This window comes from Bradyrhizobium sp. 521_C7_N1_3 (assembly GCF_052075975.1).
GTDB classification, from domain to species: Bacteria; Pseudomonadota; Alphaproteobacteria; order Rhizobiales; family Xanthobacteraceae; genus Bradyrhizobium; species Bradyrhizobium japonicum.
Genome location: NZ_CP197232.1, coordinates 6,202,619 through 6,224,964, shown reverse-complemented (window position 1 = coordinate 6,224,964; position 22,346 = coordinate 6,202,619). Strand labels below are relative to the sequence as shown.

Annotated in this window: 35 protein-coding genes and 2 pseudogenes; 20 read left to right on the top strand and 17 right to left on the bottom strand. The window is 58.8% G+C overall.

Features of this window, described 5'->3' with window-relative positions:
• Nucleotides 1-6: 6 nt before the first annotated feature.
• From AB7008_RS29105 to AB7008_RS29095, 3 genes are all read left to right on the top strand, one after another.
• The gene (locus AB7008_RS29105) at nt 7-465 is read left to right on the top strand and encodes a low affinity iron permease family protein (protein ID WP_071911042.1); all 459 of its coding nucleotides are present in this window, start codon (nt 7-9) and stop codon (nt 463-465) included.
• A complete protein-coding gene (locus tag AB7008_RS29100) occupies nt 465-986 on the top strand; it encodes a DUF1003 domain-containing protein (protein WP_014494401.1) in 522 nt (173 codons plus the stop codon). Before AB7008_RS29105 ends, AB7008_RS29100 begins: the two co-directional genes overlap by 1 nt.
• A gap of 157 nt (nt 987-1,143) precedes the next feature.
• The gene (locus AB7008_RS29095; RefSeq protein ID WP_028170171.1) at nt 1,144-1,383 is read left to right on the top strand and encodes a GlsB/YeaQ/YmgE family stress response membrane protein; all 240 of its coding nucleotides are present in this window, start codon (nt 1,144-1,146) and stop codon (nt 1,381-1,383) included.
• Nucleotides 1,384-1,448: 65 nt separating this feature from the next.
• Here the strand turns inward: AB7008_RS29095 and AB7008_RS29090 are convergent, their stop codons facing one another.
• From AB7008_RS29090 to AB7008_RS29075, 4 genes are read right to left on the bottom strand one after another with little or no spacing between them, the layout of a single operon-like run.
• Nucleotides 1,449-2,192: a hypothetical protein gene (locus tag AB7008_RS29090; RefSeq protein ID WP_014494403.1), complete on the bottom strand. Its 744-nt coding sequence runs from the start codon at nt 2,190-2,192 to the stop codon at nt 1,449-1,451.
• Nucleotides 2,189-2,605 carry a phage holin family protein gene (locus AB7008_RS29085; protein WP_014494404.1) on the bottom strand — a complete coding sequence of 139 codons (417 nt, stop codon included), beginning with the start codon at nt 2,603-2,605 and terminating at the stop codon, nt 2,189-2,191. The genes AB7008_RS29090 and AB7008_RS29085 overlap by 4 nt, the downstream gene beginning before the upstream one ends.
• Nucleotides 2,602-3,261, bottom strand: coding sequence for a hypothetical protein (locus tag AB7008_RS29080; RefSeq protein WP_441259907.1), 660 nt, complete (start codon nt 3,259-3,261; stop codon nt 2,602-2,604). The genes AB7008_RS29085 and AB7008_RS29080 overlap by 4 nt, the downstream gene beginning before the upstream one ends.
• An 11-nt stretch (nt 3,262-3,272) precedes the next feature.
• Nucleotides 3,273-4,235, bottom strand: a complete 963-nt coding sequence (locus tag AB7008_RS29075; protein WP_441259906.1) for a DUF3618 domain-containing protein — start codon at nt 4,233-4,235, stop codon at nt 3,273-3,275.
• 992 nt (nt 4,236-5,227) lie between these two features.
• Between AB7008_RS29075 and AB7008_RS29070 the strand changes: the two genes are divergently transcribed.
• Nucleotides 5,228-5,476, top strand: coding sequence for a hypothetical protein (locus AB7008_RS29070; protein WP_223153919.1), 249 nt, complete (start codon nt 5,228-5,230; stop codon nt 5,474-5,476).
• Between the two features lie 306 nt (nt 5,477-5,782).
• Here the strand turns inward: AB7008_RS29070 and AB7008_RS29065 are convergent, their stop codons facing one another.
• From AB7008_RS29065 to AB7008_RS29040, 6 genes are all read right to left on the bottom strand, one after another.
• Nucleotides 5,783-5,992 carry a response regulator gene (locus tag AB7008_RS29065; RefSeq protein WP_441259905.1) on the bottom strand — a complete coding sequence of 70 codons (210 nt, stop codon included), beginning with the start codon at nt 5,990-5,992 and terminating at the stop codon, nt 5,783-5,785.
• Between the two features lie 130 nt (nt 5,993-6,122).
• Nucleotides 6,123-6,347, bottom strand: coding sequence for a hypothetical protein (locus AB7008_RS29060; RefSeq protein WP_071917266.1), 225 nt, complete (start codon nt 6,345-6,347; stop codon nt 6,123-6,125).
• Nucleotides 6,347-6,688: a hypothetical protein gene (locus AB7008_RS29055; protein ID WP_441259904.1), complete on the bottom strand. Its 342-nt coding sequence runs from the start codon at nt 6,686-6,688 to the stop codon at nt 6,347-6,349. Before AB7008_RS29055 ends, AB7008_RS29060 begins: the two co-directional genes overlap by 1 nt.
• A 72-nt stretch (nt 6,689-6,760) precedes the next feature.
• Nucleotides 6,761-7,219 carry a small heat shock protein HspD gene (hspD, locus tag AB7008_RS29050; protein ID WP_014494411.1) on the bottom strand — a complete coding sequence of 153 codons (459 nt, stop codon included), beginning with the start codon at nt 7,217-7,219 and terminating at the stop codon, nt 6,761-6,763.
• A gap of 182 nt (nt 7,220-7,401) precedes the next feature.
• A complete protein-coding gene (gene ligD, locus AB7008_RS29045; protein WP_441259903.1) occupies nt 7,402-8,322 on the bottom strand; it encodes a non-homologous end-joining DNA ligase in 921 nt (306 codons plus the stop codon).
• 3 nt (nt 8,323-8,325) lie between these two features.
• Nucleotides 8,326-8,676 (bottom strand): hypothetical protein, encoded by a 351-nt coding sequence (locus tag AB7008_RS29040; RefSeq protein WP_014494413.1) that lies wholly within the window; start codon nt 8,674-8,676, stop codon nt 8,326-8,328.
• 116 nt (nt 8,677-8,792) lie between these two features.
• Between AB7008_RS29040 and AB7008_RS29035 the strand changes: the two genes are divergently transcribed.
• Nucleotides 8,793-9,017 (top strand): hypothetical protein, encoded by a 225-nt coding sequence (locus AB7008_RS29035; protein WP_014494414.1) that lies wholly within the window; start codon nt 8,793-8,795, stop codon nt 9,015-9,017.
• A 58-nt stretch (nt 9,018-9,075) separates the two neighbouring features.
• Here AB7008_RS29035 and AB7008_RS29030 read toward each other — a convergent pair whose 3' ends face one another.
• On the bottom strand, nt 9,076-9,228 hold the full coding sequence (locus tag AB7008_RS29030; RefSeq protein ID WP_155794997.1) for a hypothetical protein: 153 nt from the start codon (nt 9,226-9,228) through the stop codon (nt 9,076-9,078).
• A 253-nt stretch (nt 9,229-9,481) separates the two neighbouring features.
• On the opposite strand from AB7008_RS29030, the gene AB7008_RS29025 reads away from it, so the two are divergent.
• The gene (locus AB7008_RS29025) at nt 9,482-9,703 is read left to right on the top strand and encodes a hypothetical protein (protein ID WP_141378549.1); all 222 of its coding nucleotides are present in this window, start codon (nt 9,482-9,484) and stop codon (nt 9,701-9,703) included.
• An 883-nt stretch (nt 9,704-10,586) separates the two neighbouring features.
• Here the strand turns inward: AB7008_RS29025 and AB7008_RS29020 are convergent.
• Nucleotides 10,587-10,697 (bottom strand): annotated as a pseudogene (locus tag AB7008_RS29020) (DNA ligase); the annotation flags it as partial.
• A gap of 2 nt (nt 10,698-10,699) precedes the next feature.
• On the bottom strand, nt 10,700-10,927 hold the full coding sequence (locus AB7008_RS29015) for a hypothetical protein (RefSeq protein ID WP_223153920.1): 228 nt from the start codon (nt 10,925-10,927) through the stop codon (nt 10,700-10,702).
• Between the two features lie 235 nt (nt 10,928-11,162).
• On the opposite strand from AB7008_RS29015, the gene AB7008_RS29010 reads away from it, so the two are divergent.
• From AB7008_RS29010 to AB7008_RS28970, 9 genes are all read left to right on the top strand, one after another.
• A complete protein-coding gene (locus tag AB7008_RS29010) occupies nt 11,163-11,393 on the top strand; it encodes a hypothetical protein (RefSeq protein WP_038960229.1) in 231 nt (76 codons plus the stop codon).
• Nucleotides 11,394-11,828: 435 nt separating this feature from the next.
• A complete protein-coding gene (locus AB7008_RS29005) occupies nt 11,829-12,215 on the top strand; it encodes a DUF1236 domain-containing protein (protein WP_014494417.1) in 387 nt (128 codons plus the stop codon).
• Nucleotides 12,216-12,617: 402 nt separating this feature from the next.
• Nucleotides 12,618-12,824 carry a hypothetical protein gene (locus AB7008_RS29000; RefSeq protein WP_441259902.1) on the top strand — a complete coding sequence of 69 codons (207 nt, stop codon included), beginning with the start codon at nt 12,618-12,620 and terminating at the stop codon, nt 12,822-12,824.
• A gap of 38 nt (nt 12,825-12,862) precedes the next feature.
• Nucleotides 12,863-13,108 carry a hypothetical protein gene (locus AB7008_RS28995; protein ID WP_014494419.1) on the top strand — a complete coding sequence of 82 codons (246 nt, stop codon included), beginning with the start codon at nt 12,863-12,865 and terminating at the stop codon, nt 13,106-13,108.
• Between the two features lie 51 nt (nt 13,109-13,159).
• Nucleotides 13,160-13,543, top strand: coding sequence for a hypothetical protein (locus AB7008_RS28990; protein ID WP_014494420.1), 384 nt, complete (start codon nt 13,160-13,162; stop codon nt 13,541-13,543).
• Nucleotides 13,544-13,635: 92 nt separating this feature from the next.
• Complete coding sequence (locus AB7008_RS28985; RefSeq protein WP_441259901.1) at nt 13,636-14,037, top strand: response regulator; 402 nt, start codon at nt 13,636-13,638, stop codon at nt 14,035-14,037.
• Nucleotides 14,038-14,045: 8 nt separating this feature from the next.
• A complete protein-coding gene (locus AB7008_RS28980; protein ID WP_014494422.1) occupies nt 14,046-14,408 on the top strand; it encodes a response regulator in 363 nt (120 codons plus the stop codon).
• A 607-nt stretch (nt 14,409-15,015) separates the two neighbouring features.
• Nucleotides 15,016-15,285, top strand: a complete 270-nt coding sequence (locus tag AB7008_RS28975; RefSeq protein ID WP_441259900.1) for a DUF6894 family protein — start codon at nt 15,016-15,018, stop codon at nt 15,283-15,285.
• A gap of 1,162 nt (nt 15,286-16,447) precedes the next feature.
• On the top strand, nt 16,448-16,645 hold the full coding sequence (locus AB7008_RS28970) for a hypothetical protein (RefSeq protein ID WP_085399401.1): 198 nt from the start codon (nt 16,448-16,450) through the stop codon (nt 16,643-16,645).
• A gap of 517 nt (nt 16,646-17,162) precedes the next feature.
• Here the strand turns inward: AB7008_RS28970 and AB7008_RS28965 are convergent.
• A complete protein-coding gene (locus AB7008_RS28965) occupies nt 17,163-17,579 on the bottom strand; it encodes a PRC-barrel domain-containing protein (protein WP_441259899.1) in 417 nt (138 codons plus the stop codon).
• A 124-nt stretch (nt 17,580-17,703) separates the two neighbouring features.
• Between AB7008_RS28965 and AB7008_RS28960 the strand changes: the two are divergent.
• Together AB7008_RS28960 and AB7008_RS28955 are read left to right on the top strand one after the other, a co-directional pair.
• A pseudogene (locus AB7008_RS28960) lies at nt 17,704-17,908 on the top strand (CsbD family protein).
• A gap of 327 nt (nt 17,909-18,235) precedes the next feature.
• Entirely contained in the window at nt 18,236-18,409 is a 174-nt protein-coding gene (locus AB7008_RS28955) for a hypothetical protein (RefSeq protein WP_166341164.1), read from the top strand.
• 275 nt (nt 18,410-18,684) lie between these two features.
• On the opposite strand, the gene AB7008_RS28950 is transcribed toward AB7008_RS28955, so the two are convergent.
• Nucleotides 18,685-18,924 carry a hypothetical protein gene (locus AB7008_RS28950; protein ID WP_441259898.1) on the bottom strand — a complete coding sequence of 80 codons (240 nt, stop codon included), beginning with the start codon at nt 18,922-18,924 and terminating at the stop codon, nt 18,685-18,687.
• A 98-nt stretch (nt 18,925-19,022) separates the two neighbouring features.
• Complete coding sequence (locus AB7008_RS28945; protein WP_063712130.1) at nt 19,023-19,733, bottom strand: Crp/Fnr family transcriptional regulator; 711 nt, start codon at nt 19,731-19,733, stop codon at nt 19,023-19,025.
• Nucleotides 19,734-20,271: 538 nt separating this feature from the next.
• On the opposite strand from AB7008_RS28945, the gene AB7008_RS28940 reads away from it, so the two are divergent.
• The 3 genes from AB7008_RS28940 to AB7008_RS28930 all read left to right on the top strand — a co-directional run bounded on the left by AB7008_RS28940 (nt 20,272) and on the right by AB7008_RS28930 (nt 21,279).
• Nucleotides 20,272-20,451: a hypothetical protein gene (locus AB7008_RS28940; protein ID WP_038958795.1), complete on the top strand. Its 180-nt coding sequence runs from the start codon at nt 20,272-20,274 to the stop codon at nt 20,449-20,451.
• A 188-nt stretch (nt 20,452-20,639) separates the two neighbouring features.
• Nucleotides 20,640-20,837 carry a hypothetical protein gene (locus AB7008_RS28935; RefSeq protein ID WP_071910747.1) on the top strand — a complete coding sequence of 66 codons (198 nt, stop codon included), beginning with the start codon at nt 20,640-20,642 and terminating at the stop codon, nt 20,835-20,837.
• Between the two features lie 289 nt (nt 20,838-21,126).
• On the top strand, nt 21,127-21,279 hold the full coding sequence (locus AB7008_RS28930; protein WP_441259897.1) for a hypothetical protein: 153 nt from the start codon (nt 21,127-21,129) through the stop codon (nt 21,277-21,279).
• 372 nt (nt 21,280-21,651) lie between these two features.
• Here AB7008_RS28930 and AB7008_RS28925 read toward each other — a convergent pair whose 3' ends face one another.
• Complete coding sequence (locus tag AB7008_RS28925) at nt 21,652-21,924, bottom strand: hypothetical protein (protein ID WP_028156228.1); 273 nt, start codon at nt 21,922-21,924, stop codon at nt 21,652-21,654.
• Nucleotides 21,925-22,346: the final 422 nt, after the last annotated feature.

The following is a 22,346-nucleotide window of genomic DNA, read 5'->3' as shown; positions in this document are numbered from 1 at the left end:
ACATTCATGAAGGGCAAAGCAAAAGCTAAAGAGCCGTCCGCGGTTTCGAAGTTTTTCGGCGACCTCGCCAACAAAACTTCGCTGGCGGCAGGCCGGGCTTCAACGTTCATTATCGCGGCCGGCATCGTCATCGTATGGGCGGTAAGCGGACCGCTCTTCGGTTTCTCCGATACGTGGCAGCTGGTGATCAACACAGGAACGACCATCGTCACGTTCCTGATGGTGTTTCTCATCCAGAATTCTCAAAACCGCGATAGCGCCGCGATCCAGGTCAAGCTCGACGAATTGATCCGGGTCGGCGCGGCCCGGAATTCATTGGTCGGTATCGAACATCTGACGGACGACGAGATCGAGGATCTGCGCGGCAAATGCGAGGCGAGGGCGCGCGCTGAAAAATCGGCCGACAAGAGTGTCGACAAAACGCGGAAGTCGGCGCGACGGGCCGCAGAAAAGGTCGCAAATTGATGCGGGCGGGCACTCAGTCAGCGAGGCCCGCCGCCCAAAGCATCGACGCAATCCTTCGCCTTGAAAAGCAGGATGAAGAAACTCTGGCGGTTCATCACCGTCTGTTTCACTGGATCGGCTGGTTCGTCGGCACCATTCAGTTTATCGTTCTTCAATGCGCGTTCGTGATCGGCTGGATCATCCTCAGCCACTTTTTCCCGCATCACGCTTTCGACGAATATCCGTTCCCGCTGCTCGCGACGATCCTCGCGCTCGAAGCCGTTCTCCTCACCTCCTGCGTGCTGATCCGCCAAAGCCTGATCGACCGAACTCTGGAACGGCGCGATCACCTGGAGCTGCAGATCAATCTCCTTGCAGAGAGGGAGGCGACCCAGTCGTTGCGCATATTGCAGCGCATCGCGAAGAAATTGGATGTCGAGGACATCGAGAATGGTAGGCCGGATGAGCTTGCAAGCGAAACGTCGGTTGATCAGATAGCGCAAGACTTGAAAGACCGCCAGGACGAAGACGCGAAGCAGTAGACGGTTACGAGAGGCCACGCTTTCGACCGTTCCCACCCTTCGATCGCGTATCGATGCGCCCTTCTCGGTTTTGGACCACGTCTAAACCGCATTACGTGATGTCAGCTCGATACCGCTCGTTTGTCTTGCGCCTTGGACTGCCGCCTTGGCCTCCGGCATGGAAACGGGTCAGGTGATCTGCTCCATGGTGCACTGTTTCGGTGCCAACGAACCAGCCGGGTTCATCCTAACGACCATCCTCGGGATCGTTGGTGCCTTCGTTGCGACTTACCTTGGGCAAGCCCCTGGCTGGTATCGTCCTGGCGAAGGCACAGGATTGATCGGCGCCGTGGTCGACGCGGTCATCGTGCTGCTTGTCTATGGCTTTGTGGTCGGCAGACAACGGCGCACAATCTGAGAAGACACCTCAGGGGTGCACTCCGCACCTCGCTGCAGATCCACGTGATCACGACCACCGCAACCTTAGCCCGGCTGGGGGGACCCTACTTTGGCGGTGGCTGCCTCGGCGGCATCCATGCCGGTTTGCTTTACCCTATCCAGGGCTTCGGCACCTTTGTCGCCGACTTCTGCGATCACTGTATCTGAGGCTTCACGCAAGGCCTGCGATACCGCGCCGGCGCGACGATTAAGGTCGGCCTTCATTTCGTCGGCGACTTTGCCGATATATTCGTTCTCAATTTCGGAAGCGCGAAACGCGCCTGCGACTGCTGCCCCGATCGCCATGCCCACAATCCCAAGCACCAGGGGTTGTCTTTCAAGCAACTCAGTTAGTGACGATTGCGCACCGGTGAGTGCTTCCTTACCTGGAAGCGCATTGCCGAGCTTGCCAAAGTTCTCCTGCAAGAAGGCGACGCCATCGTCGAACCGATCCTGAACGCTGTCGGCAGCTCCTGAGACTGCATCGGAAGCCGCTGCGGTGGCGCCGCGCAAAGTTTCGCCGACGCCCAGCGATCCCTCGTCGTCCATTTCAGGTGCCGTTGGAGGCGCCACAGTCTGCTTAATAGCCGATGCTGGCGACCTGAGAGGACTCGTTCCAGCATCGGCCACGGGTGAAACTGCATCCACAGCCGAGCGGGTCGCGGTCTTCAGCTTCTGGTCGCCAGCCAACAGCCAAAGCGCTCCACCTCCGATAAGCGCCGCGGCAAGGGGGTTTTCCCGGGCCGCCGTCACCAAATTGTCGATAAAGCCGCTCTTTGTGTTGCTCATCGCACCATTCCTTTCATGGTGTCCTTATCCTTTTCAAGCTGGCCGATCGTTTCTTTAGGTGCCAGATTGCGCATATCAAGTCGTTTGACGCCGACTGCAAAGAGCACGGCAGAGATTACCGCCGCTATGAACGCCGATGCCAGATACGATACCGGTTGTGACCATCCTGCGGAGACCAACGCCGCGGACAGGGCAAACAGTGCCATGACGATCGCCGGAATCACCAGAACGGCACCGCCTGCAATCAAACCCAGCGCGCCACCGAGTTTCTGAAGCTTGTCGACAACCTCCGCCTTGGCCAAGTCTATTTCGTTCTGGAAGAGCTTGGCAAACTGCGACATGGTATCGCCCAACAGCGTCGAGACGGCCCGAAACTCGCCCCGGCTAGTTTTGATATCGTGCTCGATACTCATCGTACGGTGTTGCCCTGTGAGGATGACGTTTGTTGCGAACTCGGACTAGGCCGCGCGGAACTCGCCGAGAACAGGGGGCCATCGGACTTCTGAACGTCTTCCGACGACGATTTATCCGTTGTGCCGCTCCGCTTCGATGATGACGATTGCTCGCCAGATGCTTTTAGGATGCGGACTGCTGCGAATCCTGCCAGCACAGATATTCCGAGAAAGGCCGCGGGCTGACGCTTGGCGAAATCAGTTGCGCCTTCGACGAGATCCCGGAAGCTGCCATCGCGGATCTTCTGGGCGGCTTCTTCGACATAGTCCGCAGCAGAACCGATGCCGCGTGCAGCGAACGGTACGTCGCTCTCGAATGCTCGGCCGGCTTCACGCATGTTGCCTGCGAGGCGCTCAACGAAATCCGCGCCCGACCGCTGCTGCTCGCGGGCTTGGCTCTGGATTTGGTCCACAGTCCCTTCCGTCACCCCTTTGGCCGCATCCGCCGCTTCACTGAACTTGTCCCGCGCGAGATCGGCCGTTGCCTGAAAGGCATCGCCAGCGCGCTGCTTCATCTCTGCGCCGGCTTCACCGATCTGTTCCTTCAGATCCTTCGAGAGTCCCTTGTCTCGGTTCGGCGCGAACTGCGTAATATTGTTCGGGTCCACATCGTTCATGATGGTTTCCTTCAGGTGTTGGTGTTTTGGGAGGGGCTAAAGGCGGCTTTGACGACGTCGTCCGCAGCCTCTTTCAGAATGCCCGCCACATCCTGCGTCATACGACTAGCGTGGGTGCCGAGATCGGCCTCGGCGACCTTCTGCGCCGCCGCGTCGGCTGCCGACGTGGTCGTCTCTTTCGCTGCCTCAAATCCGGATTGGGCCGCAGCGGCCGCAGCCTGCTTCACGCCATCGCTGGCCCGACCCATCACGTTGCCTTCAACCTTGGTCTCGGGAAGAGCCGCAGCGATGATGGCACCGATCGCGATGCCCAGGCCTCCGATCAGAGCAGCATTGTCGCCGATGGTCTGACGGGCCTGGTCCGGCGCGTTCGTCGCCGCATCCTTGGCTGCGTCGATGCCACTCTTGAGCTTTTCACCTGCAAAACTGGCAGCCTTTGTTGCGCCTGTCCGCAGGTCATCCGCAAGGCCGGCGGCCCGATCTTGTGCGTCTTCAGCCATGCCAGCGGCTTGGCTTCGAGCGGAGGATAGCTTTTCTGTCGCGTCGCCCTGCATGGCCTGGGCACCCTCCGTCAACTCCTCGAGCATTTCCCCCGCTCCATCCCTTACCGGACCGGACACGTCCGCAGCGCGATCACGCACTGTCTTCGAGGTCAGGGCAAGCCCGGCGCCGATCATGAGAAGTGGCAACGGGGCACCTCGCGCCAATCGCAGCAGCGGAATTCCTACCGCAGCGCCCGCGGCCACTGCGCGCATGGGATTGCTCATGATCTGCTGCTTGAGCCCTTCAATCCAGCTTTGGGTCTTGTGGCTGACGTATGCGGAGACTTCGGATTTAATGTGCTGCGGCGAGACCTTGTGGCGGATGTCCTCGGCGGTGTCCGATATCTGCTCCCTTAGTCGCCCTACCGTAGCCGCCAGCTCTGCGCGGTTGCGCTCGGACTCACGCCTCAACTCCTCCACTGATCGCGCCATCGCTTTACCTCTTGCTTTATTTCTTGTGCTTTATTTCTTGGATCTAAGGACGAACACACGCTTTGTTGAATCGTTCCTAGCTGAACAAGGATGACGTGCCGCCGGCCAAACTCTCCGCTGCGCGCAAGACTTTAGTACGTGAAAAAATCGGAGCGGCGGTGCCGAGAAGAGAGCTCGGGGAATGTCGCGTCCGATCGAAGGATCTCAGGACTCGCGCTTGAGCAGACGGGCGCAATCGATCCGATAAGATCGGCCGCACCGCCTGCCTTGTTAAAGTTATCGCAGGTCAAATAGAGACATTCTGCCGCGGCTTGCGGAAATGCGTTCGGGCAAATTCGCTTCCCACCTAAGCCGGGGCCCTGTGGTTGTTACCGGGCATTGGTGCGCATGCTCGTTGACCGGTTCGGCGAGTCGGTCGGCGAGCCCCTCAGTCTCGGCAGGTGCGACCGGCTCGCTTTGATCCTCGACCTCCACGGGGAAGTCGTCTGCTGTAAGTGAACCTGCCCGTGCGGTACCTCGACGCGTTTGGTCCTGCTCCAGCTTAGGAACGAAGGTTACAGCGGTCGGTTGCAAGCAAATCATGAAGATTGGCAAGATGGCGCTCGTAGCTGCACTTGTGTTCGGATCGATCGCTGCCGCCTCCGCGCAGGGTGGCGCTGGGGGCGGGGCCGGAGGAGCGGGCGGAGCAGGGGCCGGCGCGGGATCGGGCGGAGCCGGCGGCGCGGGTGCGGGATCAGGGGACGGCGGAGGCGCAGGTGCGGGATCTGGGGGCGGCGGCAATTCTCCAGCCGCGACCAGCGGTCAAGGGGCATCGAGCAGCCCGAGTTCGGCTAACCCGGGGGCGACCATGAATGACCCGAAGATGAAAGGGAAATAGAAGCGAAAGAAATAGCCCGCTGACATGATCGATCGGGCCGTTTTTCATAAAGCTGTCGCGTAGCGATTGAGGCTGCGTTAGGCCGGCCGGGAGGAGACCGGTGGCAAGAACGTTGGTGTCCAAGGCCGATCTCGAACTGATCGCTCTTCAGGAGATCCGGCACGTTCCCGGCGGGGAGCTCGTTATCTCCGTCGAGATTGAACACGACGACGCGGAACCCGATGGCCTGAATTGGCGACTGCTCGTGATTGCTAAAGACGGCGCGAACCTCGATCGCCTCCAAAACGCCGCTACTACAACGAGCCATCGGCTGAAGCGTCGATACCAACTTGTCATCAAGAGCGGCAACTCGGCGGGTGGCTGAGGCTAGAGACTGGCCCCAACACCAACAGAACGGCACCGATTGCCGCAAGGAGAATGCCCGGCCAGTTCGCCCAAGAATCGCACGCCGCGCCGCGTCGGCTCTAGTGTATCGCCAGCGAACCGACTAAGCGATCCTCGCCAAACCAGCGCCAACATGCGGCGCCTGGTGAAGGAGCTCAGCCCGCTCAGCCAACTTAGGACGCGCCTAGCCGTCGGGCGCGTCCCCTAGCCACAACGCACTGCTATGCGCGAATGCGTTGCGTCTGTTTGCAGAAGTCCTCATCCATCGCGCCACTCACACCGAACTTCAGTTGGGCGGCTTCAGCTCACCGGCGAGCCAGCCTACCGCGTCCGTTTTCATCGGATCCACGGCGGAGCGGACCACTTCGGTACGCTCGCAAGTCGAGCACTCGAAGGTGCGCGCATCGAATCCGCGGGGGCCGGGAGAGATGCGCGCCAACGCCATCCGGTGCTTGCACACAGGACACATCGGACGCTCGTTGGTCGAGACAGCCATCCCTGAAATCTCCACCGCCGATGATACGCCGTCCGCAGCTGGAGTCTTCAATATTCGCGCACGAAGAACCTTCCGAGGAGCGCCAAAGAGAACGAACCGGAGCCCGGTCGGCCTGGGTTGACGGTCGTGCTCATGGCATCACCTCTGCAACCGGCAGCGGTCGACCGGGCCCTGGCTCCTTGAAGGCGATCGGGAAGGTCGAAGCAGAAAGGCTTTGCAGAGCGGCCTCCTCCTCGGAAAGCCGCCTTTCGATAAACTGCCGTTCCAAAGGTGAAAGCTTGGTACGCAGGAGCCGGCGGTAGCGGCTGATGTTGTTGTGATGGGCACGAAGGAGGGCCAGGTTCTCGTCCATCATCATCTGGGCCTCCGAACCTCCGCCGCCGCAGCCGCACGTTCGGTCGAACGGAGACGGTAAGGCTTTCCGCCGGGCGGCATCCGGGGGCCACCGTCCAGGGCGCGCAACGCGTCCAAGATCTCGTCGATCGACACCGGCTTCTTGAGGCCCGCGGGTGCGCGCATGGATGGGCAAGAGGCGATCGCGGACGCGTCGGACGCCCATGATGCCAGGATTGCGCGCTTCTCGGCCAACGTCAGGGCCGGATGATCCAGCACGTCTCTCGGTCCTTCAAACACGGTGCCGGGATGAAGAAGAGCGTTGAAATCGAAAACGTTGTCGTCGGCGGTCGTCGGCCGCATGGTCCTCTCCTTTTCATTGACAATGGATGGAGCCGCACGATTTGTCGCGCGGCTCCAATGGCATCTGGGCGGCTAGGCGGCGGCCTTAGCTTCCAGCTTTCGCATGTTGCTGGCCGAGGCATCACCGATGGCAATTCGGCGCGGCTTCATGGCTTCCGGGATCTCGCGAACAAGCTCGATGGTCAGCAAGCCGTTGTCGAACGCGGCGCTTTTTACCTGGACATATTCGGCCAGGTTGAACTGCCGCTTGAAACCGCGGGTCGAGATGCCGCGATAGAGAAAATCGCGCTCGGTCTTGTCGGATTTGCTGCCTTCGACCGTCACCACATTCTGTTCGGCGGTGATGCCAATGTCCTCGGGCGAAAACCCGGCGACCGCGAGCGAGATTTGATAGCGATCGTCAGCCAGCCGTTCGATGTTGTAGGGTGGATAATTGTCCTCGCTGGCCCGCTGAGCCATTTCTGCGAGGTCGAAAAGGCGGTCGAAGCCAATGGTCGAGCGCCAGAGGGGTGCAAAATCGTAGGTGCGCATAGCCAAATCCTCCTGAGAGCAAGATGTCTACGAGCGGCACCGGACACAACCGGTGCCCGTCTCTTGGCCCGGGCCCATGAGGCACCCGGACGCCATCGTTGGATGGCGACAAAAAAATTAGCAAAGCCGGTTTTGGTTTCAAGAGGGGGCTGGAAAAAATTTCGCCACCGATCGCCGCGCCGTTATAGGTCCTCACGCAACCCCTTAAAGAACGGATGTCGCACTTTTCCTTCGGCCGACTTGGCCCGGTACTCGATCTCGGCGAGCAGCTTCGGTTCGACCCAGATGCCCCTGTGCGCGATGCGCTTGGCGTAGGGCTGCGTCGGTCGGATCAACGGCTTCAGGCGCTTTTGGAGTGCAGCGGCCGAGACCTTGTCGAAGCCGTGGTCGACCTTGCCGGCATAGATCAGGTCGTCGCCCCTGCGCCGCGCGAGATAAATGCCGTCCCATTTGCCATCATCGAGCGCGAAGCCGGCAATCGTCAGCGTCTCGCGTTGGGCGCAGGTCTTCTTGACCCAGTTGTTGCCCCGGCCGCTCGCGTAGATGCTGTCACGCACCTTCGAGACCACGCCTTCGAGCCCGACCTTGCAGGCGTGCATGAACATCTCGCGGCCGTCGATCTCGAAGCTTTCGCTAAATTGGACGTCGCTGCCGGCTATGATCTTCTTCAGCGCGGCCTTGCGCTGGAGCAGGGGGACTTTCCGTAGATCCCGGCCGTTGAGATACAGCAGGTCGAAGGCGACGAGCACGATCTTAGTCGAGGTGCCCTTTAGCTCGTTCTGCAAGACGGAGAAATCGGTGCTGCCGCCGGCGGCCGGCACCACGGCCTCGCCGTCGATGATCGCCGAGCTCGCCTTAATGTGCCATGCGTCGTCGGCGACCTTCTTAAAGCGTTTGGTCCAGTCGTGCCCGCGGCGGGTGAAAACGGTGACAGCTTCGTTGGCGAGATGCACTTGGACGCGATATCCGTCGAACTTGATCTCATGAATCCAGCGCTCGCCGGATGGCACGCGGTCGATCGAGGATGCCAGGGCCGCCTCGATGAAGCCGGGGAAGGGTGCCTTGACGCCTAGCGCTTCTGGCTTTTTTCGCTGGAAGGCCACGATCTAGACCAGGCGCAAACTGTACTGCCGGGTGTCCTGGGCAGCGTAGCGATCGACGAATTCCTGGAGATGCGAAGGAACGTCGGTGAGCTGCAGATTGCACCGATGCTGGATCTCGCGAGCAACGTCCTCGGAAACGTCTTCTGACCAGCGCTCGGACGTGTTGAAGGCAATAACCTTGATCGGACGTCGATACTCGCCGGCGAGGAGGTCCTGGATGACCGTCTCGAGGTCTGCCGATTCCATGTCGGTTTCGCGCCAGGCGCTGCCTGCGCGCCCGAAGTCGTCCGCCACTAGATACACGGTCGGTTCATCGGCCGGGACGATGGAAGGGGTCCACCGGGACTGACGCATACGCAACTCCACGCAACAGAACCGGGATTCAATTTGATCCGCGCCGATTTGTTCCTCTGGTTGGAACTGCGAGTTACGCTGCGCTTTTATAGCGAGAGGCAACCAGCGGAGAAAACATGGCAGTCAATAAACCGACCGGCGACAACGCTCGCAAGGGCGCGGTGAAGAAACGCTCGCAGACCAAAACGACAATTGGCGGAGCTACCGGATATACAAAGCGCGACAGAACGTCCGGCGAGTTCATGGCCGTGAAGAAACCGAAAAAGGCGAAGAAAGCTGCCAAGAAATTCAAAGGCGTGCGGGTCGAAAGAGCCAAGAAATCCGCCAAGCGGGGGCGCTAGACGTCGGTGGCCGAGGTTTGATCGTCTGATGGACACCGAGGCCGCCGACTGACGCGGCCTACTCGTCGATTTCGCGGAGCTTGTCTTCCAGTTCCCGAACGAGCGTCTGGATACGCTCATAGGTCTGTGGGTCATGCGCAAAACGTCTGGCTATTTGCCGATAGCGGAGTATCCGCATTTCCAGCTCAACGCGTTCGTTCTTGGACTGCACGGCACCAATTCCATCACCTTTCTTTAAGTATGCCGGAACAGCCGTTTAGTTTCGATTTAGGCCACCGCCCGTTTGCCGAACGCCAAGCCGTCGCGCTTGGGACGAGGCGCTCTGGATATTTAGGAGTACTTCCGCGAAATTATCAGAAGTTGCGCCGAAAGATGATGCAAGGCCGCCTCGGTGGTGGCGCCGCCCGTTAGTCATCGACCTTCGCCCATGTATGTTTACAACCATGAAGGGAAGGGCGATCCTCATGGCAGACCGCTTTGTCGTTCGGTACGAGCATCCCAAGAACGGCCGATTCACAGTGCTGGACACTTCAATAGATCAGCCTGCAGTCACGCCGGACGGGACGCCTTTAACTGGACTCTCTCATTCAACGGCAGAGGTTGTGGCCGAGAACCTGAACAAGGGCGACGCTCCGCCCGCCCTCAATCGTAAAAAAGGCAGCAGGCTGCGCCTGCACATGACTTGAAGAATCAAAAGTTGAGCGCTGCCTGGTCACGCTGCTTGGGCCCCAGCATCGGGCCGGGGGGCTTAATGATGCTGGGGCCTCCGGACAGGCTCTTGTCTCTCAAGGAAACAGTCACCGCAAACACAAGCCGATCACTGACAGAGCGTTCCTAAGTGGGGTTGCTTGACACACTCGTGGATGCAGCTCGTGAAGCAGTCATCGCAGGGTCTCTGGATCAGCGCTTTGCTATCGAGGTCCGCAATGGAATGGGGCCTGTTCTCGAAGTAACGGCCATCTTCAATTCCAGGATTGTTAGAAGGCAATGAAGAGGCCGCCTCAGTTGGCGGCCTCTTCATTCGCGCTGTTGGCTTATTCGCCAACAGCGGCGCAGAAGCCCGACGCTTCATGAAGACCGCTTGGGGCCAAGTGGGGACACGCTGCTAACGCGACGAGCGCGGTTCTAGCGTTCGACTGGCCGGAAAGAGCAAGCACTGTGCTCCGGACCGTGGGCCAAGGCGGGCGGCTTTAATTCATCTTCTCACGGAGTTTTCTTATTATCTCGCGCAGGTCGTTAGCGTACTCCTCAATGATCCGGCGAGCGTCCTCCAAGCGCGTTGGCTTGGGCTCGGGCTTATCGGATTGGGAGGGCTTGTTCATGGCAGAGCCTTGAACCTAGCTCGCCGGCAACCCCATTGAGCTATATCAAAGGACTAATCGCTTTAGCTCTCTCAATAGGCAGTCGCGGTCATCGATGTGGAGGGATTGTCTATCCCTCATCGTCGCCGAACGGCCCCTCGCGCCTTTTGGTATCAGGGTTGTGCCGGACCCTGCGGATCGAATTCGGCAAGCCGTCGCCTACCGAACTGCTCGCCGATTCCTCCGACGATACTGTCAGACTGAATGGGCGTTCGCCGGATGGCACGCGGTCGATCGAGGATGCCAGGGCCGGCTCGATGAAGCCGGGGAAGGGTGCCTTGACGCCTAGCGCTTCCGGCTTTTTTCGCTGGAAGGCCAACGCTACACGAGGCGCAGGCTGAATTGCTGCAGGTCTTGTGGTGAGTAGCGATCCACCAACTCCTGCAGGTACGACGGCACGTCGCTCAGGTGCAGATTGCAACGACGCTGGATCTCTCGGGCGATGTCCTCGGAAACATCTTGCGACCAGCATTCGGCTGTGTTGAAGGCGACTACCCGGATCGGCTTGCGATATTCTCCGGCCAGCAGATCCTGGATGACGGTCTCCACCGCGCTCTCCAGGTCTGCTTGCACCAAGCGCTGCCATTGCGGCCGGAGTTGTCTGCAACCAAGTAGACAGTCTCGTCGCTGTTCGGGGCGATCGACAAAAGCCATCGGAACTGACGCATAAGCAACTCACCCAACGGAACCCGGATTCAATTTGACGCGGACCGATTCGTTCCTGAAGTTAGAAAAGGCACTGCAAGGCAGGATTCGCAAGTCTAAGTTGCCTCAGGGAGGAAACATGGCGGTCAACAAGCCCACCGGCGACAACGCTCGCAAAGGTGCGGTCAAGAAGCGTTCGCAGACGAAGACGACATTGGGTGGAGCTTCCGCCTTCACTAAGCGCGACAAGGCGTCCGGCGAATTCATGGGCGTCAAGAAGCCCGCGAAGGGCAAGAAGGCCGCAAAGAAATTCAAGGGCGTGCGGCTTGAGAAGAAAGCTACCAAAAAGAAAAAGGCAAAGAAGAGCTAGGCGGCTCTTCACGTGCGCCCTGATCTGGACGTTCGCTCAATCCTGATCTCAACATAGCCCGTCAGAGTAACGCGAGCGGACAACGAGTTGCCGGGAGGAATTACCCGAACCCACCCTTCTTCGGATTTGCCGCAGTGGTATTCGATTTGCTACGCGTCGTTCAAGAAAACGCGGATTTCGAATCCGTCGAGCAAAAGATTGCAATAATGCGATAGCCTTCTTCGTCGCAACTTCTTGCAACCGGCCCATGATACTGCGGCTTTCCAATCAAGAGCTACCCGTCTTAGCAACGTATGCCTGACAGCAACGCTGCGCCGCCGCGGCTTGAACTGTTACGCAGTAACATTCTCCAGACGCGCCTTTCATCGGAGGAACCGGAACAATGCTCTGGCCCAGCGGTTGACGGCGCATCAACAACCACTGGAGAGAGTGGACATGAAAACCCGTCTTGCGATTTCATTGGCTGCTGTGTCGCTGCTGGCGGCGTCGAGTACAGCCTTTGCCCAGTCGACGACCGAACAGGGCGCTAGGGACGGCGTGCGTGCGGGTGGCGAAATCGGTGGCCCGGTCGGCGCGATGGTCGGCGGCACCGTCGGTGCGGCCGTTGGCGCCGGCCTCGAAATTCCGAATGCCGTGCTCGGCGGAATCCCGCGCGACGACTCCGTCGTGATCCACGAGCGCGTCGTCGTCGGCGAGCCCTTGCCCCCGACCGTGGTCTTGCGCCCGGTGCCGAACTACACCGAGTATCGCTACGCGGTCGTGAACGACCGCCGTGTCATCGTCGAACCGCGCACGCGCCGGGTCGTGAAAATCATCGACTGATCGGTCAAGGCGTGTAGGCTTTAAGAGGCAAGGCCCCGCGGAGCGTCACTCCGCGGGGCCTTAGTTCGTCATTGCCGAATTGGCGCGAACCGCCGGTGCGGTTGGGAGATCGTCGTTGCGAGAAGGCCGCCAGGCAACTGTGGCGGGCTTCTCGTGCTCGAGGCCGCCGAGCCGGGTGTACGATAATGGCGGAGAGACGGCCCCGGCTGCAGGTGCCGGCGAGCCAGCGACGACTCAAATAATTGCCCGCGCTCGTCGTCCCTATTGGGGCCATTCTTCCAAAAATGGGCACTGGCTTTTGTCCGACCTTAGGCACTGGCCGTACTTATTGGTGCGGGAACAAGTGGCAATTCCACGGGTTTTCGAACCGTCTGTGTTGCATGGTTATGCGCCGAGGCATCGATGAAGACCAAGCGATCCGGGAAGTTGTCGCACTACGATAAGATGGCCGCCTCCGCTCAGCAATTTTTCACGGAGGCGACGGCCTGTCGCGAGGAGGCGGCTCGGAGCCTCGACCAGGTCGATCGAGAAGGCTGGTTGAAGCTTGCGCGCGAATGGACTGAGCTCGCGCTCGCGGCCGAGCAGGGCCAGATTTTCCGCCGGGATTAGTGGGGCCGTCTCACACCGTTGTCATATCGGAGTAACGTATGCGTTCCTCGCCCTCGATCGTGCCGGCCGGCCGCCTCGACCACAACATTGCTGAGTGCCGCGAACATGCGGATCACTACAAGAGACTTTCTGACCACTACAAGAGACTTTCTTCCGCGAGCGGGATCTCCAAGGACCGCGCCACCGCACTGAGAAACATCGCCCGAACCTATGTCGGTTTGGCTGGCCAACTGGATAGACTGGCGTCTCTCGCGAGGAACGAGCAGACAATGGAGGTGAAGTAAGGCGGCACTGGCCTGCTTGCAACTTCACGGGCGCTGTTCGTATTTCAAAATTTGCCAACTTTTCCCGACCGCGGTTACTACCTTTTAGTTGATCGGGAATATAACGGCGGGATCACTTCTGTTTACCCGATGCCCGCAGAAAAAGAGCAAGAAGACCGAAGGGTCACCTTCGAGCATCCGTTGCCAGCGCAAATGATGGCCATCGATGGCACGTGGCGTCGCGCGTGCACGCTTAAGGAGGTCTCAAATGTCGGAGCGACACTTCAAGTTGAGACCTCGATTGAGGGGCTGACCCTGAACGAGTTCTTTCTTCTGCTTTCGTCCACTGGACTTGCCTATCGTCGCTGTCAGCTCGAACGAGTAAACGGCGAAGAGTTGCGGGTCAGCTTCATCCGCGAAAAGGTCAAGGCCAAAAAATCCTCCGACAGGAGCTAGACCCCGGATTTCAAGAGTGCCAGACTTTCCCGGGAACCTTTGGCTTGTGTGCACTTTGTAACCTCCAGTTTGCACGTGCTCGGGGTAGAACTATGACGGAAGTGCTGCCGACGGTTCTTCTGGTAGAAGACGACGATGCGATCCAAGGCATTGTCGAGGATGCATTGAGGGAGGGGGGCTTCGAGTCCACCAGCGCCAAGAGCGGCGAGGAGGCGGTAACTCTGCTCAAGAGTCGGCTCGTTGAATACTGCGCTCTAGTGACTGACATCAATCTGTTAGGAAGCCTCGCCGGCTGGGAGGTCGCGCGGGCTGCGCGCGAGACCGATCCCAATTTGCCCGTGATCTACATATCGGGCGCAGCGGCCCACGACTGGCCGGCGCAAGGCGTTCCCAACAGCATAATTCTTCAGAAACCGTTTGCCCTCGCGCAGCTTACAACGGCGGTCTCTCAGCTCCTTAACGAGCGCTCGGCGGCCGATTTAGGCAAGGCTTGAGGCGAGACATGACGCAGGCGTCAATACTCCTTGTGGAAGATGAGGCGCTTATTCGAATGATGCTTGTCGAGATGGTCGAGGAACTCGGACACAGGGTCATCGCTGAAGTGGGGAATATAGATGATGCGCGATCTATTGCTGAGATCGAAGGATACGATCTCGCGATCCTCGACATCAATTTGCATGGTACGAACGTGGGGCCCGTTGCCGAAGCAATAAGGAGACGAGGGCTGCCGTTCTTTTTCTTGAGCGGATACGGCAGCAGCGGCGTGCCGCACGGATTTGAAGGAACGCCCGTCTTAGTCAAACCGTGCACGCTGGATAAGCTCAAGCACACAATCGATACTGTTTTGCCGAACGGAGAAACTTAAAAGCGCAAGACAACCGTTGCGGTTGCCCTTTGCGAAGCAAGGCCGCCTCAGTTGGCGGGCTACCCCGCCCAGCACCTTTCTATTTGCTCCCCGGGCGGCGTCCCGCTTTCATGCTTCGATAACCAGCGGCTCGATCGCGTATCTGAGCCCGGCGCCAATCCGCTTCAATTCATCTTCTCACGGAGCTTTCGGATGAACTCGCGAAGGTCATTCGCTTACTGGGGCGGAGAGAGGGCCCCGGCTCCGGGGGGCAAGGGGGTTAGGCCGGGGCCGCTCCGCCAGCTCTGGCAGCAAGCCAGCGACGACTCAAATATTCGCCTGCTCTTGTCGTTCCCCTTGAGTCCCTTGTCCCGGAAGAAAAGGGCCCCAGCTCAAATGGGGGATGAGCCGGGGCCTAGAGGTTAACCCTCGGCGAGCCCGAGGGCGTTGGGAAAACTTGGCAAAAACCACGATGTTCCTAGCTCGGTCAGAACCCCGCGGCCAACAAACGGTGGCCTAATTAGGAACGCCGTCCGGTATCTGCTCTTGTCCTCTATCACCGGGACCGATCAAGGCGCCCCCTGACTGAGAAACGCGCTGCGCTCCCCACCCAAACGGAGGACCGCCTATGCCGCGCTATTACTTCCATATTTTGAACGGAAAAATGCTGATCGATGACGTCGGCGTTGAAGTGGCCGATACCGAAGCAGCGAAACTTGAAGCAGTGAAGTACGCGGGTACTGTCCTGACCTCCGAGCATCCCACCGACATGTGGAAGGGGATACCATGGGAGATGAAGGTCACGGACGGCCCTTTCCCAAATGAAGGTCGGACTTTGCTCACCCTCACGCTAACCGCTGAAATCAACTCCAATTTAGGTGTTGTTGTCGGTCGCTAATTTGGAAACTTAACATTCGACAAGGAAAATCAAATCCGCTCCCTACGATTATCCACTCATCACAGAACGGAACTTGGCTTTTATCTGTGACGATAACGCCACTTGCGCTCCCGCCTTCCTCGAACGGGAAAGGAGCATGGCATGTCCCAGCGGCGTCGTTTCAAACAACACCTTCCGCTTCAAGATCGATTGGCCGAATGGGCGAAAGAGGTTCTCAGCATGGCTCAGGTGTTTCCACTTGGTCCCGAGCGAGACGCCCTTATCAGGAAGGCTCGTCAAGCCGACATTGCGAACCATCTGGACGATTGGGCCAAGTCACCGGGCTTGCAGCCGCCGAGGTGAGGGCCATGATCGAACAGCCCCATCTCAATCGGTATTCAGTTCACGCACGCGTCTGCCTTGGCATTGCAGCCTTTGGCGCCGCACTGTTTGTCGCGGCGCTGTTCATGGGCATGCGGTAAGGACGCCTCGGTGGGCTAGTTTGAAAGTAGCGGTGGCCTAGTTTGAACGAATCTGACTTTCGATGGTCCAATAGGGGAGACCGTCGGAATGTCTGTCGTGCCCCATCAAAACGAGCGCGTAGAACTAGCGATGAAGCTTTTGGACTGCCGCCAAAAGCTGCGGCGGACTGGCTGGGACGTGGAACGGGCCAAGAGCTTACGCGACGAGATGGACCGGCTAGAACAGAAGCTCCGCGAGATAGACGAGTAAGGGGCGCCTCAGTTGGCGGCCTCTTTCCTCCTGCTTCGTCCCCACGTGTGATGCCTCCGTGCTGCTTGATCGGGTCCGGTCATCTGCTCCTGGGCGCGCTAATGGGCAAAAATGACGTAGAGGAGTGCACCCCCAGCAAAACTCCCAAAATCGTGTTGGCATCCGGGGCATGCTGGGGCCTCCGGACAGGCTCTTGCCTCGTTAGGGAAGCAGTCACCGCAGACACAAGCCTTCCACCGACAGTCTGTTCCTCGGTGCGTCTACTCTGCGAGCGTGAGCGGCCCAACCGCCTTGAGGGCTGGATAGGACGGAGACGCCAGGACCGCCTCACGCACCGGCTTGCGGCGGCACGCGCAACGAGGATGTTCCGCTAGAAGAGAGCGCCAGATGTAATGTTCCCGGATTGAACAGTTGAAATCCCGAAAGAGTTGGTGTGCGGGAGGATGTTCAAATGAAACGCGACCGGTTCAAACAGGATAGAGCGTTAGGCGAACGGCTCATCGAAGAAGCTAGACAAGCACGGGAAGGGGTAGAGCAGTTGCCCCCGGGGACGGAACGGGAGGACCTTTTGAGGAAGGCCCGCGCAGCCGATATCACCGCCCATATTGACGAATGGCTGAAATCGCCGGACTTGCAGCCACCGAAGTAGTGTCATGCAAGACATGCCTCCGTTCTGACAAGAGCGCAGTCGTCGCACTTGAACAGCCGGCTTTCGGCTTGATCGCCTACGTGCCTCATTGGCTTCATGCAAAGCTCACACCGATGGACGGGGAGAGCGCGGCCGCCATCGCTGAGACGCAGCTTCACTACCAGGCCCCCTGCGCCTTTGCGCATAGGAATTTGATTTGTGCCGAAGTGGAAAATCATCATGCTTCAAGCCCTTCTCGTAATGCGAGGTATTCGGGCGGCGGTGGCGCGTTTGAAGGTCGCCGACGGTTTCTCCCCAGGCAATGCGCCGCCGGCTAAAAATACGCTGTCCCGGCGGCAATGCTCAGACCAGCCCCGAGGTGGAGGGACAAAAATCTCGGATGCTCATTGGTGTAGAACGACGATGCAAAGGTTCAAGGAATGAACCCGATGCGGGCAAACATCATGGAGTAGCGCTAGGCAGCGAGCAGCCGCACACTGCCGAGCTGGCGACTGTCGAGGCCTTTCGACAGAGTTACCTAGTACTTGAACTCTGGCATCGACTTGAGTTGGTCTTTCGTGACGTTGATAACGGCGCGATCGGGAAACCATTCGCGCGCAGTCTGGGACGTCATTCCTTCGGTCGTTTTCCCAGCCTTATTAGCGAATTTGAGGCTGTTCATCGCGACCGGCACATAATGCGTGCCCATTCCCAAAAAGCCGCCTGCCTCGATGACGAGACCCCTCACCCGGCCCTGAGAGTCGATGATGATGTCATAAACGTCTCCGACTTTGTCGTTGGCTTCATTGTAAACGTTGACGCCCTTCATTTTTGCTGCGCTCCAGTCTCCCGCAGCGGCGATTGGCGCGGCTGCTTCGGACGCCGTGTGAGCGGGAGTCTGGGCGAACGCCGCGGAAGCAAAGAGCAGAGCAGTGATGGTGGCCAATGTTCTCACGATATCCTCCCTAGCTGGAACCTAAAAAACAGAAGCGCTCGGCATTCGTTCCTAGTGATGCGCAGGAACGGCTTTCACTAGTATTCGTTGATGCTGCACCGATTAAACCGATCAGCAGGAGGTCATGGATTGGAACCAAGGTCGAGGGAAACTGGAAGCAGGTCAAAGGCAAGATCAAAGAGCAATGGGGAAAGCTCACTGATGACGATCTCGACGTGATCGACGGGAAGCGAGATCAACTCGAAGGCAAAATTCAGGAGCGATACGGCTATCAGAAAGACCAGACGAAGAAAGAGGTCGATGATTGGTACGGACGTCAGACTTGGTGAGCAGTTGATTTGAAGAGGCGGGCCCGGTGAGGTGAGGGCGGAGTGCCCTCCGTCGCGCGTGATGGGCCGCAGGCGCATCCACTGAGTTGCGCCTGGGCCGACGCCGCTACCCTCCGCCAGCTCGGCGGCGAGCCAGCGACGACTCAAACATTCGGCTGCCCTTGTGTTCCTTTATGCTAGCCAACAGGGCGTGTGCCGCGCCGATCGTGCGGAACGTCGGATGCCGACCGAAATAGGCCACTCGCGAACGAGAATTAGGTCCATTGGTAGGAACCAAGGGATTGCTCGCCCTGTTGCATGTTGTTCCTCTCTCTAAGGAACAGCCTTATGGCCGACGACAACAACAAAAATCCAAATGAGAAACAGCCCGGCGAGAATCCGGACGGCAAGTACCATTTCAATCCTGGGAACATGGCCGGGAAGAAGCCCGGGGATTCGGAGCAGACTGCCGAAAACCGTGGCGAGCAGCCGCACGAGGACAAAGAAAAACCCGCCGGCTAGGTGCTGGCCACTCGCAGATGCGAATAGGCCGGGCGAAGGCTGGCGTCATCTTCTTTCGCAGATCGGACATGCCGTCGTGATCCAAACCGCGCGCGAGAAGCACGGTCCCGGGCGTTTCCTCACGTGCCATTGTACAAGGCGATTTTACGATGCCCATCGGGGCGGCGTGATTCCTCCCGCCGCCGCTCTAGAGCGCGAGATTGTTGGGCTTGGTGTCGAAGAAAAGCAGAAGGATAAGGCGCGCGGCGAGTTTTCGAATTTCCCGACCGCGAATCTCATTTGCTCCGGTCTTTTTCAGCCTTGTTAGCGGCGGAAAGCTTGTCTCTTATGTATTTCGTCAGGTCGCCAACTTCGTTGGTCATGGCTTCCTCAGAGATACCTTGACCGCTTGCCCCCTCGACGAGGCGGCGCACGAGATCGTGCACGTTTTGCGATGCGCCGGGAGTCGAATATTGCTCCGCGGCGTTAACGCTGTTCTCAACCCAAAAATCGATGTACTCGCGGACCTTGCTCACCGAACGCCTCGTACTTCTTTCCCGGGCAGACGCTAAAGTTGGGAAGAAGACATAGCAAGGCCGTCTCGGAAGGCGCTGTTACCAGAGACTGCTTCGACCTATCTGCTCAAGCTCTTCGATTGCTCCACCAGCGTCGTGTAACATTCGCAAGATAAACGTTCCAGAATCTGCCGATCGAGGATGCTGATTTCTCCACGGGCGTAGTGAATGGCGCCGGTGTTCTGTATTTTTCTTGCGACCTCTGTGACCGAGGTGCGCCGCACGCCCAGCATCTCGGCCAGGAACTGTTGGGTTAGATTAATGGTGTTGCTTCCTGCGGTGTCAGCCGTTTGGAGGAGCCATCGGCAGAAGCGCGCTTCAATGACATGAACCGCATTGCAAGCGACATTGATCCGGGCTTGGGATAACAGGATTTCGTTGTAGCCTACGCAGAGGTTTCGCAGCGTGGTGCTTTCTCCCGTTGCCTTTCGAAATCGGCTTGCCGGAATTCTTGTCACCTCGGCTTTGAGCTGCACAACGACCCGAACAAGAGAAATATGCGCGCCCAGTCCGGCCATGGCTCCAACAACGCCTTCCCGGCCAACGGTCGCGGTTTCGATCGCCCTGCCGTCCTTCAAGACGGCTAGCAGCGAGAGCATGCCCAGGTGTGGGAAGTAGACGTTTTCCGTCTCGTCTCCGGCTTCGATGAGGATTACACCCTGGTCGAGTTGCTCGACGACCATGTAAGGTGAGAGCAAACTAAATTGAGCGTGCGGCAAAGATCCGAGAAGATTGTTGGTATGTTTCGCCGAAGCGCTGTTTTTGGCCAATGCGGCTCCCGCCCGGTCGGTCGGGCCGATCTCCGCGGGACGGATGCGCTCCGAGAGCACGCAAGCGGGAATAGCTTGTATAGGGAACGTTAGGTCAGCCTGTCGGTCCGATTTCCGTCACAGCGACGCTACAGGTCGGGGAAACTCACGACGGGAAAAACCCTCTACATAGGGCAAAGTCTAGGGCGAGACTTCGTTCCTGGCCGCAGCGAAGTATTTTGGACTCGCTTTTCTTGGTCCGATATCGGACACTCAGGGGGTCATCGCGAGGACATTGGCTGTTATCGGTGATGAGAACGCCGGTTGCGCTCCCGCCCTCTCTCACAGGGAGCAGCGCCATGCAGCAGCAGCGACGCCGTTTCAAACAAATACTCTCACTCGAAGGACGTCTCGCTCAAGAGGCGAAGCGCCTGCGAGAAGAAGCCGAGAGTCTTCCACCTGGCAGGTTACGCGACGAAGCCATTCGCCGAGCGCGCCAAGCGGAGACCGGCTCCCACGTAAGTGAGTGGCTGCTGTCTCCCGGACTTCGCGCGCCCACGTGAAGGATTACCGCGCGTACCTCCTCGATCAGGACGGACACATTTTCAGCGCCCATGGCTTCGATGCTGTGGACGATGAAGAAGCCTTGCAAAAGGCAACGCGCCTCGTCGACGGTCACGACGTCGAGATCTGGCAACTCGCGAGAAAAGTCGGGCAAATCAAGGCCGCGATTGACTAGCTGCTCGTCCTGCTTTGAGTTTGGCAGCTCCAGAGTCTGTTTCATTAACTTTTGGCGTTGGTGCAAAAGTGAACTTATGTCCGGTATCGAACAATGCTAACGTCGGTCATCACCGCACGGTCCTCGGCTCTTATCGGTGATGAGAACGCCATTAGCGCTCCCGCCTTCCTCAGGAATGGAGCAGCGCCATGCAGCGACGCCGTTTCAAGCAAACAGTCCCCCTTGAAGATCGCCTTGCAGATGAGGCGAAGCGCCTTCGTGAGAAGGCTCGCTCGCTTCCGCCAGGTATCGAGCGGGAGCGCGCAATCCGCAAGGCTCGGCAAGTAGAGACCGGCTCTCAAATGAGTGAATGGTTGAGGTCGCCCGGCTTACAGGCCCCGAAATGAGACCGGCCGAAGAGGTACCTGAAGGTACGCCCCTGATTGAAGGCGCTGCACAACTGCTGCGGCGCGCTCGCGAACTTCCCATCGGCGGGGCCAGAAACGAGCTTCGACAAATAGCGAGGGTCATGATCAAACTTCATCGGATCGGTTTTCGCGACTACATAGAGATCATGAGAAAACCCACGATGCATTGAGGCAAATCCGGCGTCGCGCTGCGTCCGCTACCGTACACTGCTGATTCAATTGAACAATTTTGCTTCTCCCTCGTCATATATAAAACGGGGAGAGTAAGGTGGCCATAAAGAACGAGCGCGTCGAACTCGAAGTGAAGATCATGAAGTACCGCGCATTCCTCCGAAAGATGGCATTAGACCCCGAGACAGAGGCGCGCATCCAAGAGCTGATCGCGGATCTGGAAAGCCGGCTGCGATCCATCGACGAGTAAAGCCGCCTTAGTTGGCGGCTTTTTTCGATCATCAGCTTCGTTTTTCCGCATAGGCCAGCGGCCTTAATGGGGTCTCTTGCTTGGAACCGATTGGCAAGCGATCGATTGTCACCGCATCATCGGCCATACTCCGCCTTAGGCGTCGGTGACTGAGAGACCGATTGGGCTCCCGCCTGCGTAGCATGGGAGCGTGCCTTGGTCGAACAGCCCCACATCAATCCGTATTCAGTCCACGCGCGCATCTGCCTTGGCGTTGCAGCCTTTGGCGCCGCACTGTTCGTTGCGGCGCTGTTCATGGGCATGCGGTAGGGCCGGCTGCGCCAGCATGGAAAAGCGGCGCGGCCGTAGAAGTAAAGCCAGGAAGAGACTGGCTTACTTCATGTTACCTGGCGCCACTTTCGTGCCGCCTTGGTCGCTGCCGGGACCAGAGCCGCCCTGGCCGGATGCATCGGGTTTCACCATTCCGCCCTTGGCCATGCCGTCTTTGCTCATGCCGGTGGTGCCTTTGGTCATCGAACCTTTGTCCGTATTGTGCATGCCGGGCTTCTGCATGTTGTCGGACTGCGGAGCGGGCCTGGAATTCTGAGCGAAGGCGGTACCGCACATAAGGCCGAGGGCGGCGGTAGCGATAATGATCTTCTTCATCGAAAACTCCTGTTTGGATTCGTGCGGGGCCAACGGGAGCGCAGAAGCCACGTTCCTAAACCATCCGTTCAGAAGGAAAGAAAATCTGCCAGGGGGTTCTGAAACCAATCTGGGTCGGGACCGTACCGCCCAGGCTTTCGGGAGAGCCACCAGTATTTGCGGGTCAGCAGGTCTTCGCTGGGTGGCATCATTTTCACATACGTGCCGCTCTCGTGCTTCGAAAACTACGCCGCGCTCGATCGCGTGTTTGAGCCCGGCGCCGAACTCGCTGCCACTGCCCTTCAGCTTGAACAAGAAGGGCACGTTGATCCGTTGGCGAGCGCGCCGCTGATCGCAGGTCGGGCGACGCTAATTAGCTTCGACCAAGTGAGGCCCGTCGGTTCACGCTGGCGGGCCTAGTACTCCCGGCGCGCTACGCAATT